The sequence below is a fragment of the Streptomyces sp. NPDC046860 genome (genome assembly GCF_040645115.1).
Lineage (GTDB): Bacteria > Actinomycetota > Actinomycetes > Streptomycetales > Streptomycetaceae > Streptomyces.
On the sequence record NZ_JBEYXQ010000003.1, the window covers coordinates 208526 to 223895 of the forward strand.

The following is a 15370-nucleotide window of genomic DNA, read 5'->3' on the forward strand; positions in this document are numbered from 1 at the left end:
GCTCACCACCGCAACAGCACCGACTCGCAGGCCAGACCCGGTCCGACCGCCAGCAGCAGGCCCGGAGTGCCCGGGGGCGGTCGGCGGTCGGTCAGGGTGTCGCGGAGCACGTGGAGCAAGGAGGACGAGGAGAGGTTGCCCGTCCCGGCCAAGTGGGCTCTGCTGAGGGCGAGTTCCTCGGCGGGCAGGGTGAGGGCGTCCGCGATCGCGTCCAGGATTCTGGGGCCGCCGGGGTGGCAGACCCAGGCCGTCACGTCCTGTGCCTTGAGACCGTGGTCGGCGAGGAACTCCTCGACGTCGTCGGCGAGATGGCGGCGCAGCACGTCGGGGATGCCCGGATCGAGGACGACCTTGAAGCCGGAGTCGCCGATGTCCCAGCCCAGGGCGTCAGCGGCGTCCGGGTACAGACGGCTGCGGGCGTCCACGATCACCGGACCGGTGAAGTCGCCCGCGCGTCCCGCGCCCGTGACGACGACCGCGGTCGCGCCGTCGCCGAAGAGGCCGGTGGCGACCAGGTTGGCGGTCGAGTCGTCGCCGCGCTGGAAGGTGAGGGAGCACAGCTCGACCGAGAGCAGCACCCCCACCTGGTCCGGCCGTCCCAGCAGGAGGTCGTGCGTGCGGGCCAGCCCCGCCGCGCCTCCCGCGCAGCCCAGCCCGAACAGAGGCACCCGCCGCACGTCCGGCCGCAGCCCGAGCCGTCCCGCCACCCGCGCGTCCACCGAGGGGACGGCGACGCCGGTGACCGAGGTGAAGACCAGCAGGTCCACGTCGGCCGCCGACAGCCCGGCGGCGCGCAGCGCCTCGCGGACCACCCTGGCGCCCAGGTCGGTGGCGGTCGTGACGAAGAGGTCGTTCGCCGCGCCGAAGCCGTCCAGTGTCTCGTACCGGTCCAGCGGCAGTGTCATGTGGCGGGTGCGGACACCGGCGTTGCGGTGCAGCCGGTCCAGGAGCCCGCGGTCGGCGCCCTCGGGCAGGCAGGCGCGGGCCACCATGTCCGTGATCTCGGCCTGGGCGTACCGGTGCGGCGCCAGGGCGCCGTGCACGGCGGCGATCCGCGTCATGAGGCTCCCGTACGTCGGCCGGCCCGGAGGTGGACTCAGCAGACCTTCCCGGCACCGGTGGCCCGGCACCAGAGATCGCCCGTCCGGCGGCTTCCGGATCGTGGCCCGCCCGCCGGGGCTCCTACGATCGCCGGGTGGCGACCCCCGAGCAGTCGACGATCCCGGCCCGCACCCCGCGCGCCCTGGCGGGGGCCTGCCACCCGGGCCCGCTGGTGGTGGTCACCGCGCTGACGGCGGCGATGGCCGCGACGGCCGGTCAGGAACCGGACCGCGCCCTGCTGACCACCGGCGCGGTACTGGCCGGGCAGCTCTCCGTCGGCTGGTGCAACGACGCCGTCGACGCCCGCCGGGACATCGCCACGGGCCGCCGCGGCAAGCCCGTCGCCGACGGCGCGATCGGGACCGGGCAGGTGTGGACGGCCGCCTGCGCCGCGCTGGCCCTGTGCGTGCCGCTCTCCTTCGCCTGCGGCCGTGCGGCGGGCGCCGCGCATCTGACCGCCGTCGCGGCGGCCTGGGCGTACGACCTGCGGCTCAAGGCCACCCGCTGGTCCTGGGCCCCGTACGCGGTGGCCTTCGGCGCCCTGCCCGCCTTCGTCACCCTGGGCCTGCCGGGACAGCCCTGGCCGGCCTGGTGGGTCGTCGCCGCGGGGGCGCTGCTGGGTGTGGGAGCCCACCTCGGCAACGTGCTGCCGGACATCCGCGGCGACCTGGCGACCGGCGTCCGGGGCTGGCCGCAGCGGCTCGGACCCGGCCGGGTGCGCATGCTGCTGCCGGTGCCCCTGGTCGCCGCGTCCGCCCTGCTGGCGCTCGGGCCCGCCGGACCGCCCGGTGCCCGGCAGGTGGGCGCGCTGGCGGGGGCCGGACTGATCGCGGTGGCCGGGACGGTACTGGGCCGCCGCCGGGAACGGGCCGCGTTCGCGGCGGCGGTGGCCGTGGCGGCACTGGACGTGGCGCTGCTGCTGGGCGGCGCCGGACTCGGGACCGGGGCATCCTGAGACCGGGGGAACCGCATCCGAGCGGCGCCCCCGGACCGAAATGCCCCACGTGTCGTCCGTAGCGACATCGCCGCAGGTGAACAGAGGTGAACCATGCCCGACTCATTGCAGCCGCCCGGCGAGACCCCGCCCGTGGAGGGATCGACCGCCGAGGCCCATCCCGAGCGGCCCGACGGCGGCCCCTTCGAACACCCCCGCCTCTGGCTGTTCCTCATCGTCCTCGGCTGCGCGCTCATCGCCGCGTTCTTCCTGGTCAGGATGATCGATCTGTGAGCACGCCTCACTTGAGGCCGCTGAGCATGATCCCCCGGATGTAGTGCCGCTGGAGCAGCAGGAACAGGACCAGCACCGGAAGGATGCTCAGGACCAGCCCCGCCATCACGATCGGCATCGTGCGCGTGGGGTCCACGTAGTCCTGGAGCTGCTGGATGCCGACCGGCAGCGTCATCACGTCCGGGTTGGCGGTCGACACCAGCAGCGCCCAGATGTACTCGTTCCAGGCGTCGACGAACGTCAGCAGTCCCAGCGTGACCATCACCGGCTTGGTCTGCGGCACCACGATCCGCCACCACACGGCGAACTCCCCGGCCCCGTCGATCCGTGCGGCCTCCAGCACCTCGTCCGGGATCGACACCATGAACTGGCGCATCAGGAAGATCCCGAAGCCGTTGACGAGGAACGGCATCGTCAGCGCCACGATGCTGACCGTCAGCCCCGCCCCGCCCCGGCCCAGCAGGTCGTTGCCGCCCGCCAGCGGCCAGTGCACCAGGATCAGGAAGTGCGGGACGAAGAACAGGAACGGCGGGAACATCATCGTCGACAGCACCAGCCGGAAGACGAAGTCCCGCCCGGGGAAGCGGAGTTTGGCGAGTGCGTAGCCCGCCAGCGACGACGTGAGCAGCACCGAGGCGTTGATCACGGTGGTGGCGACGACACTGTTGCGGAACAGCACCGGCAGGTCGAGCTGGTCCACCGCCGCCCGGTAGTTGGACAGGTCGAACGCCTCGGGCAGGAACCGGTACGGCAGCGTGCCCGCCTCACCCGGCCCCTTGAACGAGGTCATCACCATGTCGAGGAACGGCACCACCGTGAGCACGGCGCCGGTGACGACCAGCAGGTACGACAGCCACGGGAAACGGCGGCGGATCATGCGTCCTCCCCCTTGCGCCGGAAGATCCACAACTGCGCCAGGGTGACCATGAGGATCACCACGAACAGGACGAAGGCGGCGGCGCTCGCCGTGCCCCAGTCGCCGTAGGAGAACGCCTGCCGGTACATCTCCAGCGCGGCCACGTTCGTCGCGTCCCCCGGACCGCCCTTGGTCATCACGATGATCAGCGCGAACGACTGGAGACCGGTGATGAACTGGGTGACGCACACGAACAGCAGCGACGGCCGCAGCAGCGGCAGGGTGATCCGCAGGAAGACGGTGACGGGACCGGCGCCGTCCAGCGCGGCCGCCTCGTAGTACGACTCCGGGATCGACTTCAGCCCGGCCGTCAGGATGAGGATCGCCGAGCCGACCGACGCCCACGCCTGGACGACCACGACCGCGGGCAGCGCGGTGCCGGGGTCCTGGAGGAAGGCCACCGAGTCCAGCCCGACGGCGTTCAGAGCGCCGTTCACCAGGCCGCCCGGCTCGTACATGTACTTCCACACGTTGCCGACCGCGACCACCGTCGTCACGATCGGCAGCAGGTAGAGGGTGCGCCACAGCCCCTGGAAGCGCAGGTTGTCGATGCAGGTGGCGACCAGCAGCGCGCCCGCCAGCGCCAGGGCCACCGTGCCCAGCGCGAACAGCAGGGTGTTGGTGAGGACCGGCGTCAGGAACGTCGAGCCCGCGGCGAACAGGGCGGCGAAGTTGTCCAGGCCCACCGGCCGGATGTCGCCGAGGTCGAACCCGGCCCAGCGCGACATCGACAGCAGCAGCGCGAAGCCCAGCGGCAGGACCAGGAAGACCGCGAAGAACAGCAGCGTCGGCGCCAGGAACAGATAGGCGACCACCGCCTGATGCCGCCGGGCCCGCGCGCGGCGGTCCACGAAGGCCCCTGCGGGATCGGCGGAACGCGGGCGCGGCGCCCGTGCGGCCGCCTCCGGGGTCAGGGCGTTCACCATGAGCGGGACACCTCCTGATCGACCTGGCGGCGGATGGTGCGCAGCGACTCCTCCACCGACTGCTGACCGGTCCACAACGCCTCGACGTTCTTGCGCAGCAGCGACTTGGCCTGCTGCGCGCCCGGCACGTTCGGCTCCGGCACCGCGTACTCCAGCGCCTGAAGGAACGGCCGCAGATTGGGATCGGCGCCCGCGCCCAGCAGCGCCCGCATGTCGTCGGCCCGGCCCGTCAGCGAGCCCACCGACACCTGGAGGGCGCTCATCCGGGTCGCGGAACCCCCCGCGCCTCCGCTCACCTTCTCGGTGTTGAGCCAGCGCAGGAACTCCCACGCCTCGCGCGGGTATCGGCTGGACGCGTTGACGCCCAGCATGAAACCGGTGGCGAGCGTGGCACGCCGGTCGCCCCGCCGGGGGACGGGCACCGGAGCCACGCCGACATCCCGATAGGCGTCCCCCATCTGGGACTTCAGGCTCCCGGTCCACCATCCGGCACTGATCACCATGGCGACCTGCCCGGACTGGAACGCCTTGTAGACGTTGATGCCGGGCTCGCTCGCCCCCCGGCGCACGAGGCGGTGCTCCAGGCCGAGGACCGCCCGCCCGGCCGGTGAGTCGATGGCCGTGCTCCTGCCGTCCCCGGCCACGAAGGTGCCGCCGGCCGCGCTGAGCAGGGCGAGGGTCTGGCCCACGGTGGTGGAGTCGTCGTACGTCGAGAGACCGAAGCCCTGGACCAGGGTGTTGCCGAACCGGTCCCGTCTGGTGGTGCGGTACGCGGTGTCCTCCAACTCCCCCCAGGTGCCCGGCGGTCCGGCGACCCCGGCCTCCCGCAGCAGGCGCTTGTTGTAGTACAGGGCGTAGGTCTGCGCCTCGGTCGGGTAGCCGTACACCTCGCCGTCCACCGAGGCGGAACCCACCGCCGCGCCGCCGTAGCCCCGGGTGATCTCCGCCGCGTCCGTGCGGGGGGCCGGCCGCAGGACCCCGGCCCGGACCAGCTGGCCGTTCCACAGGCAGTACGGCTGGAGGATGTCGGCGCCCTGCCCGGCCGCCTGCCGGACCATGAACGTGGTCAGCAGGTCGTTGAACTCCACTGCCTTCGTACGCACCTTGACCCGGTCGTGCGTGGCGTTCCACTCGTCGACCGGACGCTGCAGGGCCGCCTTCAGCTCACCGCTCGCGTAGTGCGAGAGCAGGGTGAGGACGACGGGGTCGCCGGGCCGGCCGGTGCCCTGGTGCGGCCCGGCGCAGCCGGCGGCCAGCAGCGCCGCGGGCAGCGCGGACAGGACGCGGCGGCGGCCCGGCCCGCCGGGGCGCGGTGCGCCGGTCACCGGGCGGCCTCCCGGCGCAGCACGCGGAACACCCGGGTCGTGGTGAACCCGGCCCGGCGGTACAGATGGCCCGCCGGGGACCGCTCGCCGGTCCACAGGAACCAGGCCGAGCCCGCGCCCATCGCCCGCATCCGCTCCAGCACCAGATGCAGCAGGACCTTGCCCAGCCCGGTCCCGCGCATCTCGTCCAGCACCCCGAACGGGCCGAACCGCTCGGTCGCCGACTCGTACGCGCCGTGCATCGCCCAGCCCGCCAGACGGCCCGACGGGTCCCGTACGACGACGATCCGGTCCAGCGGGGCGCCTTCGCGCAGGCACTCCCGGATCGCGCGCGCCCAGTCCGGGGTGAAGCGGTGCGCGGCGAGGGCGAGCAGTTCGGGCAGGTCGTCGTCGGCCGGGGTGCCGAACCGGTGGCCGCACGCGGTCAGTTCGGCGGCCCGGAGCGCGACCTCCCGCGGGAAGGCGTAGCCGGTCAGGGAGCGGTCCATCGCGGCCGCCTCGTACAGCGTGCGAAAGCCCAGGGACTCCAGCAGCCCGGCCGCCTCCGGATAGGTCCGCGGGTCCAGGCCGGGCAGGACGTAGTTCGGGGTGTACGGCGCGAAGTCCACCCGGGTGCGGCCGTGGCCGTGCAGCCAGTCGAGGGCCTCGGTCAGCAGCGCCCGGCCCACCCCGCGCCCGCGGGCGGCCGGGTCGACGAAGAAGAAGGGCAGCCAGCCCTGCTCCGGCTCCAGATCGGTGCCGGCCATCGGGACCAGCCGGCGGACCGCGTAGGCCGCGCCGACGACCCGGCCGTCCTCCACGGCGACCCGCAGCCCGGCCGGATCGAAGTTGGCGTCGAGCAGCACCAGGGAGCGGAAGCGGTCCGCCGTGACCGGGTCGGCGGGCGCGCTCCGGCACCACGCCGCCACCAGCGGCGGACCGTCACCCGCCCGGAACCCGCGGAACTCGGTCCGGGCTCTCGTCGTGGGATCGCTCATCGGCGTCCTTCCATGCGCGGTCGCGGCCTTCAGGGGTAGAGCAGAACGTCCTCACCGGCCCACCGGCCAGGCGGTGCGGGCGGATCGCACAGCGGCAGCGGGTCCTCGCCCGCGTCGATCGCGCGCCGCAGCCGGTCGGAGCCCCAGAGCCGGTCGATGAATCCGCTGTCCGGGCCGTCCGCCCAGGCGAAGTCGTCCGGGTACAGTCGCCGCAGCGTGGCGAGCATGGCGACGGCGGTGCGCACGGGGGCGAACGCGTCGCGGTCCGTGACATGGAGCTGCACCCCGCGCAGCGGCCGCCCGGCGTGCTTGTGGAAGGCCGGCACGAACCGCAGATCGCGGAAGCGCAGGCCGGGCAGGGCGAGTTCGGCGAGCGCCGGGGCGAAGCGGCCGTCGATGTACGGCGCGCCCACGGTCTCGAAGGGCTGGGTGGTGCCCCGGCCCTCCGAGACGTTGGTGCCCTCGAACAGGCAGGTGCCCGGGTAGACGGCGGCGGTGGCGGGCGTCGGCATGTTCGGCGAGGGCGCGATCCACGGCAGCCCGGTGGCCTCGGCGTGCAGGGCGCGCCGCCAGCCGGTGGCCTCGATCACCGTCAGCGCGGCCGGTCTCCCGGCCGCCTCCGGGACGGCCGTGAGGTTCAGCCTGCGGGCGAGTTCACCGCAGGTGAGCCCGTGCCGTACGGGCACCGGCGCCCGCCCCACGAAGCCCGCCCACGCCATGTCGAGCAGCGGGCCCTCGCTGACCAGCCCGCCGAGGGGATTGGGACGGTCGGCCACCACGAACCGCAGGCCCACGCGCGCCGCCGAGACCATCAGGTCGAACATGGTCCAGACGTAGGTGTAGAACCGGGCCCCGATGTCCTGGAGGTCGTACACCAGGACGTCGACGCCGCTGTCGATCAGCAGCTTGTCGAGGTGCCCGCCCTCACGGCCGTAGGTGTCGTACACCGGCAGGCCGGTGGCCGCGTCGGTGCCGCCCGGCTCGCTCCCGCCCGCCTGGGCGGTTCCGTGCAGCCCGTGCTCGGGGCCGAACAGCGCGACCAGCGGTGCGCCCGCCCCGATCAGCGCGGGGGCCGACGGACGCAGGTCGGGGAGGACACCGGTGTGGTTGGTCACCAGGCCGAGCCGGCCGGGCCCGGCGAGCCCGGGTGAGGCGCACAGCCGGGCGATCCCGGTCGTCACGGTGAAGCGGTCGTCGCTGCTCATCCTCGCCCTCTGTCGGAAATTCTCTTGAATGTCCCGGAATTGGGCAATGCTGCGGACACTACCTCCCGGCGCGGGCGAGTCGGCGGCGACGGCATTCACCCGTCGGAGTGGAAACCCGTTCGACCGCGGCCGCCGTCCGGCCCGATCATCTGCTCATGCCACTGACGGGCCGGAGTCGCTCGCCCCCACGGACCTGGCCAGGGAGCGGCTGGCGGCCCTGCGGGCCGAGTGCCCGGAGGACGGCTCCGGCACGGAGACCGCGGGGAGTTCCGGCAAAGACTTTCTGCCGACGGCCGGCTGCCTGCTCGTCGCCCTCGTGCTCGGGGCGATCTGGGTGAACGGATTTGTCGCTCTCTTCGACTGATCGGATTCCTGGCCTGATCGTGTTGTTGGCCGGAAAACGGTCCCTCTCGCGGGGGTTGACCTCCCGGGGTCGCCGCGAGGCCGGCGCACCGGAAGCGGATCATCCGGTGCGCAAGGGGTCTTTCCGGCCTCGGAACCGGTGGTCAGCAGCGTCCGGCCCTCTACCACGCCCTCCGGCCGGGGTAGTTGCTTCACGACGACTTCAGGTCCGGGGGCCCGCGAGGGGCCAATCGGAACTTCGCACACCGCGGGGTGACTAGCATGTGGGCGTAACCGGCTGGAAGATCGCCTTCCTCCGAGGCGGCCGCTTCCCGGCCCGCGATCGAGGCGTTCGGTCGCCGCCGATTTTTCCGCCCGCAGACCGAGGGACCGCGGAATGTCAGTTCCTGCACCGTCCGTTCAACACCGCTCGACGGCCGTTCAGCGCAGTTCGTGGGCGGTGCCCGCGGCCGTGGTGGCGGTGGCCGCCGTGGCCGCCGGCGTCGCGGTCGGGACGGCGCCGTCCGGCAGCCGCAGATGGGCACTGGTGGTCGCGGCGGCGGGCTGGGCCTGCGTGGCCCTGGCGGTGCTCGTCGGTCACCTCCTGCTCCGCCGTGCCAGGCTCGCCGCCGCCACCCAGGCCGCCGAGAACGAGCGGCTCCGTGCCCAGACCCAGCAATCGGCCGCGCAGACCGGCCACTTGCTGAACGTGACCCTGCCCGCCCTGCACAACCTGGTGCTGACCGGCAGCGGTGCCGCCGACGCGGTGGCCGGCGTCTCCATGCCGAACGACCAGAACCTGCGCCGCATCGCCCAGATCTCCGCCGGGGCCCTCGAAGAGGCCGTGCACCGCGCGGCCGCCGCGGACGACGAGCGGCTGCGCACCCAGGAGGCGCTGCACGAGATCCTGGCGGAGGCCGACCGGCTCGCCGCGGAGACGCTGCCCGCCGCCGTCGCCCGGCTCGCCGAAGGCCGCTCCGCCGAGACGGTCCTCGGCGAACTCAAGCTGCCGGACGTTCCGGCGATGCACCACCTCGGCGAGCGGTTCGTGCGCGAACTGGCCCGCAGCGAGCGGCGCGCGGGCGGTACCCGCATCGCCTCCACCAAGGCGCTCAGCCGGGTGCAGGCCAAGGCCGTCAGCATGCTCGCGGACCTGCGGGAGATGCAGGACGACCACGGCGGCAAGATGCTGGGCGACCTGATGCGGCTGGACCACAAGACCTCCCAGCTCGTGCTGATCGCCGACCGGCTGGCACTGCTCATGGGCGGCAAGACCAGCCGCACCTGGAACAAGCCGATCCGGATGGAGAGCATCCTCCGGGGTGCCATCGGCCGCATCGCCGCCTACCAGCGCGTCCGGCTGCACTTCACCTCCAAGGCCGCCATCTCCGGTTTCGCCGCCGAAGGCGTGATGCACCTTCTCGCCGAACTCATTGACAACGCCGCGAACTTCTCCCCGCCCACCGACGAGGTCCACGTCTACGTCGAGGAACACCGGGCCGGGGTCGTCGTCACCGTCGAGGACAGCGGACTGACCATGTCCGAGGCGGCCATGCGGCACGCCGAGGGCGCCGTGGCCGGAAGCATGGCCGACCTCGCCTCGCTCCAGGGCACCCGGCTCGGCCTCGCCGTGGTCGGCCTGCTCGCGCTCAAGTACCGGATCAACGTCAGCTACCGCCCCTCCTCCCGAGGCGGCACCGGCGTGGTCGTCCTGCTGCCCCGGCACCTCATCGCGCAGCAGCGCGACCCGTGGCCCGCGCAGCGGGAGGCGGCCCGCGAGTCCGCCGTGCCGACGGCCCCGGCACCCGAAGTCCCCGCGCCCGTGCGGGAGGCACCCGTGCGCGAGGTGCCCGCGCGGCCCGAGCGGCCGGCCGCCGTGCGGGAGGTGCCCGAGCAGACGCGGCACGAGCCGCCCGCCTCCGCCACACCGAACGGGCTCCCCGTCCGCAGGCCCGGCCACACCATGAGCGAGGCCGAGCGCGGCCAGCGGCCCGCCCCCGAGGCCACCCCGCCCCGCAAGCGTCCCGTGCACGACGTGGGCTCCCGCTTCGGCGCCTTCCACCGCTCGCGCAAGCCCGCGGACGGCGGCCGGGGAGACCAGCCAGGCACCGAGCCGCCGACCGCCGGGTGACCCCCGGTCCCCCCACCCACCTCGCCGGGCCCGCGTCCCGGCAGTGATGTCCCCCCTCGTGCCCATGAGATTGGAGGAACGGGCCGGTGACCGAACAGCCGGACACCACCGTCCCATCACCCATCATGCAGACCACCGACAACAGCCTCGTCTGGCTGCTGCAGAACCTGCTGGAGCAGACCCCCGGTGCCCGGCACGCCCTGGTCCTGTCACGGGACGGCCTGAAGCTGTGCTGGACCCCCGACCTGGCCGCCGATCAGGCCGACCAGCTCGCCGCGATCTGCTCCGGTCTCCAGGCCCTGTCCCACGGCGCGTCCGTGGAGTTCGGTGACGGTTCCGGCGGCGTGCTCCACTCCATGACCGCCTTCCACGGCGGACTTCTGTGCATCGTGGGAGCGGGCGAAGGCGCGCACCTGGCGGTCGTCGCCGCCGAGGACGCCGACCCCGGCCGCCTCGGCGAGGAGATGACAGGGCTGGTCGACAAGATCGGCGAGCACCTGCGGGCCGCGCCGCGGCAGCCGTTCCAGGGAAGTACACCGTCGTGAGCCGCAAACCGGTGGACACCGGTGCGCCCGACCGCCTCTACACGGTCACGGGCGGGCGCAGCAGCGTCGACGACACCCTGGACCTGGTCACGCTCATCGTCGCCGAGTGCCAGCCCACCTCGGGCATGCAGTCGGAGCACGTCAGCATCCTGGACCTGTGTCAGCACCCCACCTCGGTGGTGGAGATCTCCGCCGAACTGGGGCTGCCGATCATGGTCGTACGCATCCTGCTGGGCGACCTGCTCGACACCGGTCGCATCACCGCCCGCCACCCACCCGTGAACCCCTCGCTCCCCGATCCCGCCCTTCTCAAGGAAGTGCTCCATGGGCTCCGCAATCTCTGAGCTGCCCGCCCACCGCGCGCCACTGGCCGACGCGGCGGAAACCGGTCTGAAGATCGTCGTCGTGGGCGGATTCGGAGTCGGCAAGACCACCCTGGTCCGCTCCGTGAGCGAGATCCGGCCGCTGAACACCGAGGAGGTGATGACGGAGGCCGGTGTCGGCATCGACGAGACCAGCGGTGTGGCGGCGAAGTCGACCACCACCGTCGCCTTCGACTTCGGCCGGATCAGCCTCAACGACACCATGGTGCTCTACCTGTTCGGCGCGCCGGGGCAGAAGCGCTTCTGGTTCCTGTGGGACCGCCTCTTCTCCGGCACCCTCGGCGCGGTCGTCCTCGTGGACACCCGCCGGATGGACGACTCCTGGTACGCGATAGACCGGCTGGAACACCACCGCACGCCCTTCGTGGTCGCGGTCAACCGGTTCGAGGACGACACCGCGCACCACTCCCTGGACGAGATCCGGCAGGCCCTCGCGCTGCCCGATCACGTGCCGATGATCGACTGCGACGCACGGGTCAGGGAGTCGGGCAAGGACGTGCTGATCACCCTCGTCGACCACGTGTACACGCTGGCCACCGCCCAGGAGGCGACCCCGTGACCGAACCCGGCCCCTTCTCCGCGCAGCCGGCGCCGCCCGGCTGCCCCGCCCACGCCGACGCGGTGCGCCTCTCGGGGCTGGAGTACCAGCAGACGCCGTCGCAGATGTACCGGGCGCTGCGCCGCGAGCAGGGCGCGGTGGCGCCGGTGCTGCTGGACGGCGACATCCCGGCCTGGCTGGTGCTCGGCTACCACGAGGTCGCCCAGGTGACCAGCCACGACGAGCTGTTCGCCCGCGACTCCCGGCGCTGGAACCAGTGGGACAACATCCCGCCGGACTGGCCGCTGATGCCCTTCGTCGGCTACCAGCCCTCGGTGCTGTTCACCGAGGGGGAGGAGCACCGCCGCCGGGCCGGGGTCATCACCGAGGCGCTGTCCGGGGTGGACCAGTTCGAACTGTCCCGTGACTGCGAGCTGATCGCCGACGACCTGATCGCCCGGTTCGCCGGCAGCGGCCAGGCGGAGCTGATGACCGCGTACGCGCACGCGCTGCCGATGCGGGCCGTGGTGCAGATGTGCGGCATGCCGCTCTCGGGCGCGGACACCGAGCAGCTCGTGGACGACCTGCGCATCTCCCTGGACGCGGCCGAGGGCGACGACCCGGTGGCCGCGTACGGCCGGGTGGGGGAGCGGCTGGTGCGGCTGGTCCAGGACAAGCGCGCCGAGCCGGGCAAGGACGTCACCTCGCGGATGGTGCTGCACCCGGCGGGGCTGACCGACGAGGAGATCGTGCAGGACCTGATCTCGGTCATCGCCGCCGCCCAGCAGCCGACCGCGAACTGGATCTGCAACGCGCTGCGCCTGCTGCTGACCGACGAGCGCTTCGAACTCAGCGTGTCCGGCGGCCGGGTCAGCGTCGGCGAGGCGCTGAACGAGGTGCTCTGGCTCGACACGCCCACCCAGAACTTCATCGGCCGCTGGGCCGTGCGGGACACACAGCTCGGCGGCCGCCAGATCAAGGCCGGTGACTGCCTGGTGCTCGGCCTCGCCGCCGCCAACACCGATCCCGGGCTGTGGCCCGAGGGGCACGTGGGCGCGGAGAACGCCGCGCACCTGTCGTTCAGCAACGGCGAGCACCGGTGCCCCTATCCGGCGCCGCTGCTCGCGGACGTCATGGCCCGCACCGCCGTGGAGACGCTGCTGGAGCGGCTGCCCGACCTGGTGCTGGCGGTGGACCCGGACAAGCTGACCTGGCGGACGTCCATCTGGATGCGGGGGCTGACCACGCTGCCGGTGCGGTTCACCCCGGCGGACGGATAGCCACCGGCCGGCTGGGCCCCGCGCGGGGCCCAGCGGCACGGCGTCAGGCGGTGACGGGGGTGAACCGCACCGGCAGGGACTCGGGTCCACGGGTGAACACGCCTTGCTCGGACGGCTCGAAGCCGTCGGCGGCCCGCAGGTCCGGCATGGCGTCGAGCAGTTGGGCCACACCGATCTCGACCTCGGCCTTGGCGAGGAGCGCGCCGACGCAGAAGTGCCGGCCCAGCGCGAACGCCAGGTGGTCGGCGGCCGCGGAGAAGGCGTTCGTGGCGGTGAGGTCGTCGCGGAAGATGTCGAAGGTGTCGGGATCGCGGTAGCGGTTCTCGTCCCGGTTCGCGGCGCCTATCAGGCAGGTGACGGTGGCCCCGGCCGGTATGGTGCCCGAGCTGAGCTTCACCTCGCCCGCGGACTGCCGCATGATCATGTGTACCGGCGGGGTGAACCGCAGGGTCTCGGCGAACGCCCGGGGGATCAGGCTGTGGTCGGCCCGGACGGCGGCGAGCTGGTCGGGGTGGCGCAGCAGGTTCGCGAAGATGCTGGCGATCGCCTTGTCGGTGGTCTCGCCGCCCGCGGCGAGCAGCAGGCTGCAGAACGCCTTGATGTCCTCGTCGCTCATCCGCACCCCGTCGACCTCGGCGGCGCACAGCACGGACAGCAGGTCGTCGCCGAGGTTCTCCCGGCGCGCGCGGATGATCGGCAGCATGTACTCGGCGAACTCCAGGCGGGTGCGCTCGCCCGCGGCGGCCACCTCCTGGTCGCCGGACAGGTTGCCGAGGAAGGCGATGACGGCCGTGTACCAGCGGTGGAAGCGGGCGTGGTCGGCCTTGTCCAGACCCAGCATGTCGGCGATCACGTTGACCGGGAAGCGGGTCGCGTAGTCGGTGACGAGGTCGGCCGAGCCGGTGTGCCGGAAGGCGTCGATCAGCTCGCGCGAGTTGCGCTCGATGACGGGCAGGAACTTCTCCTGGAGGTCCCGGCCGCGGAAGGCGGGGGCGACCAGGGCCCGGCGCACGGCGTGCTCCCGGCCGCTGAGCTGGAGGATCGTCTTGCCGTGCACCGGCTCGATCTGCCAGTCGTAGTTGTCGGTGGTGAACTCTCCCGCCTTGTCCTTGAAGACGCGTTCGACGTCCTCGTAGCGCGAGATGATGTAACTCTGTGTGGCCTCGTGCCAGACGAGGGGCGCTTTGTCCCGCATGAGGCGGTAGACGGGGTAGGGGTCCGCCGCGAACTCGGGCGAGAGGATGTCGGGTATCTGTGCCGCAGTGGTCATGATGCTCCGTCGGGACCGGGAATGACGTGTTCCGTAAGGTTATTGATCATTCGTCAGTCATGACAGCCCCCAGTTGTTTCGATCGTGGTGCGGGGGCGCCCCCCTGGCCGGAATCGGTCGGCCGAAAGCGGGGTGTGCGGTCGGTTCTCCGGCCTCCGTCCCCCGTTCTGGAGACCTGGCCGGGCCGGCGCGGCCGAAAACGGGGCGCACGGTCGGCGCACGGAGGCTTCGCGCGGCGTCATGCGTGCTCATGTGAGAGCGCGGGGACGCATGCGGGGGGTCAGCCGGATCGGACTGGTTCATAGCGGGGTGAAACGCTCACTTCGGGCACTCATTGGCTCAATGGTGGTGCCTGAATTCGATTCGGCATATGCCCACGGCAGCAATGGCCCCTATTTCGCGCTCTCGTACCCGTGGGTAATGAAACGATCGAGTACCTTCGAACGCGTACTTTCCCTTAGTGTGATGAGTGTGAATGGACAGGGTCCGGGCAGTCTGGTTCCGACCGACCGCGCGGCACTGTCGACTCGGGGACGGAGCGATTCGCTCCTTCGTTCGATCTGATGCAGCGTTCGGATCGGGCAAGACGGCCGGGGGGCCGCGCGGGCGGGTATTGCGCGGCGCTTCGGAAAACAAACTGATGTACGTGCTGCCTAGGGGGGCGTCGTGGTGAATCCGTTCGACGATGAGTCGGGCAAGTTCCTGGTGCTCGTGAACGACGAGGGTCAGTACTCGCTCTGGCCGGCGACTCTCGCCGTGCCGGGGGGCTGGCGCGCCGACGGCCCGGAGAGGTCGCGGCAGGAGTGTCTGGACGCGATCGAGGCGGCCTGGACCGACATGCGCCCCGCGAGCCTGGTGCGGGCGATGGCGGCCGACGCCGGCTAGGCCCTTCGTTGCCCCGGTGTGCCCGGGGTGTCATGCCTGGTCGCGCGGTATCCCTCCGCTCCGCTCACCCTCGGGCGCCGCTCTCGCCCGAAGGGCCCGCGGTGCTGAGGTGGCGGCCGCCCGTCGTGGCCGGCGAGCCGCTCGCGCGGGTTCCCGTTCCCGCTCACGGCGACCGCGGGAGCCTGCCAGGTCGTGCGGTCGACGCGCGTGGATACGGCGGGCCGCTCCCGACGGCCCGCCCGGGCAAGGGCGGTGCGGCCGCCCCCGAAAACCCGCATACGCGCTTTCTTCTTTTCTCCGTCACGGAAACGTCACGGG

At 72.5% G+C, this 15370-nt stretch carries 16 protein-coding genes; 9 read left to right on the forward strand and 7 right to left on the reverse strand.

Annotated features, from left to right (window positions below; translation table 11 throughout):
• Nucleotides 1-2: 2 nt before the first annotated feature.
• Nucleotides 3-1061 (reverse strand): 3-oxoacyl-[acyl-carrier-protein] synthase III C-terminal domain-containing protein, encoded by a 1059-nt coding sequence (locus ABZ898_RS06690; RefSeq protein WP_361653517.1) that lies wholly within the window; start codon nucleotides 1059-1061, stop codon nucleotides 3-5.
• A 134-nt stretch (nucleotides 1062-1195) separates the two neighbouring features.
• Between ABZ898_RS06690 and ABZ898_RS06695 the strand changes: the two genes are divergently transcribed.
• Nucleotides 1196-2056: a UbiA family prenyltransferase gene (locus ABZ898_RS06695; protein WP_361653519.1), complete on the forward strand. Its 861-nt coding sequence runs from the start codon at nucleotides 1196-1198 to the stop codon at nucleotides 2054-2056.
• 93 nt (nucleotides 2057-2149) lie between these two features.
• The gene (locus tag ABZ898_RS06700) at nucleotides 2150-2329 is read left to right on the forward strand and encodes a DUF6480 family protein (protein ID WP_361653521.1); all 180 of its coding nucleotides are present in this window, start codon (nucleotides 2150-2152) and stop codon (nucleotides 2327-2329) included.
• A gap of 7 nt (nucleotides 2330-2336) precedes the next feature.
• On the opposite strand, the gene ABZ898_RS06705 is transcribed toward ABZ898_RS06700, so the two are convergent.
• The 5 genes from ABZ898_RS06705 to ABZ898_RS06725 are packed head-to-tail and all read right to left on the reverse strand — an operon-like array spanning nucleotide 2337 to nucleotide 7678.
• Nucleotides 2337-3206 carry a carbohydrate ABC transporter permease gene (locus ABZ898_RS06705; RefSeq protein ID WP_361653523.1) on the reverse strand — a complete coding sequence of 290 codons (870 nt, stop codon included), beginning with the start codon at nucleotides 3204-3206 and terminating at the stop codon, nucleotides 2337-2339.
• On the reverse strand, nucleotides 3203-4171 hold the full coding sequence (locus ABZ898_RS06710; protein WP_361653525.1) for a sugar ABC transporter permease: 969 nt from the start codon (nucleotides 4169-4171) through the stop codon (nucleotides 3203-3205). The genes ABZ898_RS06705 and ABZ898_RS06710 overlap by 4 nt, the downstream gene beginning before the upstream one ends.
• Nucleotides 4165-5496, reverse strand: coding sequence for an ABC transporter substrate-binding protein (locus ABZ898_RS06715; protein WP_361653527.1), 1332 nt, complete (start codon nucleotides 5494-5496; stop codon nucleotides 4165-4167). Before ABZ898_RS06715 ends, ABZ898_RS06710 begins: the two co-directional genes overlap by 7 nt.
• A complete protein-coding gene (locus ABZ898_RS06720) occupies nucleotides 5493-6473 on the reverse strand; it encodes a GNAT family N-acetyltransferase (RefSeq protein WP_361653529.1) in 981 nt (326 codons plus the stop codon). The genes ABZ898_RS06715 and ABZ898_RS06720 overlap by 4 nt, the downstream gene beginning before the upstream one ends.
• 29 nt (nucleotides 6474-6502) lie before the next feature.
• Nucleotides 6503-7678 carry a DUF1343 domain-containing protein gene (locus tag ABZ898_RS06725; RefSeq protein WP_361653531.1) on the reverse strand — a complete coding sequence of 392 codons (1176 nt, stop codon included), beginning with the start codon at nucleotides 7676-7678 and terminating at the stop codon, nucleotides 6503-6505.
• Between the two features lie 46 nt (nucleotides 7679-7724).
• Between ABZ898_RS06725 and ABZ898_RS06730 the strand changes: the two genes are divergently transcribed.
• The 6 genes from ABZ898_RS06730 (at nucleotide 7725) to ABZ898_RS06755 (ending at nucleotide 12897) form a co-directional block, all read left to right on the forward strand.
• Nucleotides 7725-8042 carry a DUF6584 family protein gene (locus ABZ898_RS06730; RefSeq protein WP_361653533.1) on the forward strand — a complete coding sequence of 106 codons (318 nt, stop codon included), beginning with the start codon at nucleotides 7725-7727 and terminating at the stop codon, nucleotides 8040-8042.
• A 375-nt stretch (nucleotides 8043-8417) separates the two neighbouring features.
• The gene (locus ABZ898_RS06735; protein WP_361653535.1) at nucleotides 8418-10151 is read left to right on the forward strand and encodes an ATP-binding protein; all 1734 of its coding nucleotides are present in this window, start codon (nucleotides 8418-8420) and stop codon (nucleotides 10149-10151) included.
• 86 nt (nucleotides 10152-10237) lie between these two features.
• Nucleotides 10238-10696 carry a roadblock/LC7 domain-containing protein gene (locus tag ABZ898_RS06740; RefSeq protein ID WP_361653537.1) on the forward strand — a complete coding sequence of 153 codons (459 nt, stop codon included), beginning with the start codon at nucleotides 10238-10240 and terminating at the stop codon, nucleotides 10694-10696.
• Nucleotides 10693-11040: a DUF742 domain-containing protein gene (locus ABZ898_RS06745; protein WP_361653539.1), complete on the forward strand. Its 348-nt coding sequence runs from the start codon at nucleotides 10693-10695 to the stop codon at nucleotides 11038-11040. Before ABZ898_RS06740 ends, ABZ898_RS06745 begins: the two co-directional genes overlap by 4 nt.
• Nucleotides 11021-11638, forward strand: a complete 618-nt coding sequence (locus tag ABZ898_RS06750; protein ID WP_361653541.1) for an ATP/GTP-binding protein — start codon at nucleotides 11021-11023, stop codon at nucleotides 11636-11638. The genes ABZ898_RS06745 and ABZ898_RS06750 overlap by 20 nt, the downstream gene beginning before the upstream one ends.
• On the forward strand, nucleotides 11635-12897 hold the full coding sequence (locus ABZ898_RS06755; protein WP_361653543.1) for a cytochrome P450: 1263 nt from the start codon (nucleotides 11635-11637) through the stop codon (nucleotides 12895-12897). Before ABZ898_RS06750 ends, ABZ898_RS06755 begins: the two co-directional genes overlap by 4 nt.
• 43 nt (nucleotides 12898-12940) lie before the next feature.
• On the opposite strand, the gene ABZ898_RS06760 is transcribed toward ABZ898_RS06755, so the two are convergent.
• Nucleotides 12941-14167 (reverse strand): cytochrome P450, encoded by a 1227-nt coding sequence (locus tag ABZ898_RS06760; protein WP_361653545.1) that lies wholly within the window; start codon nucleotides 14165-14167, stop codon nucleotides 12941-12943.
• A 666-nt stretch (nucleotides 14168-14833) separates the two neighbouring features.
• On the opposite strand from ABZ898_RS06760, the gene ABZ898_RS06765 reads away from it, so the two are divergent.
• Nucleotides 14834-15052: an MbtH family protein gene (locus ABZ898_RS06765; protein WP_361653547.1), complete on the forward strand. Its 219-nt coding sequence runs from the start codon at nucleotides 14834-14836 to the stop codon at nucleotides 15050-15052.
• The last annotated feature ends 318 nt before the right edge of the window (nucleotides 15053-15370 follow it).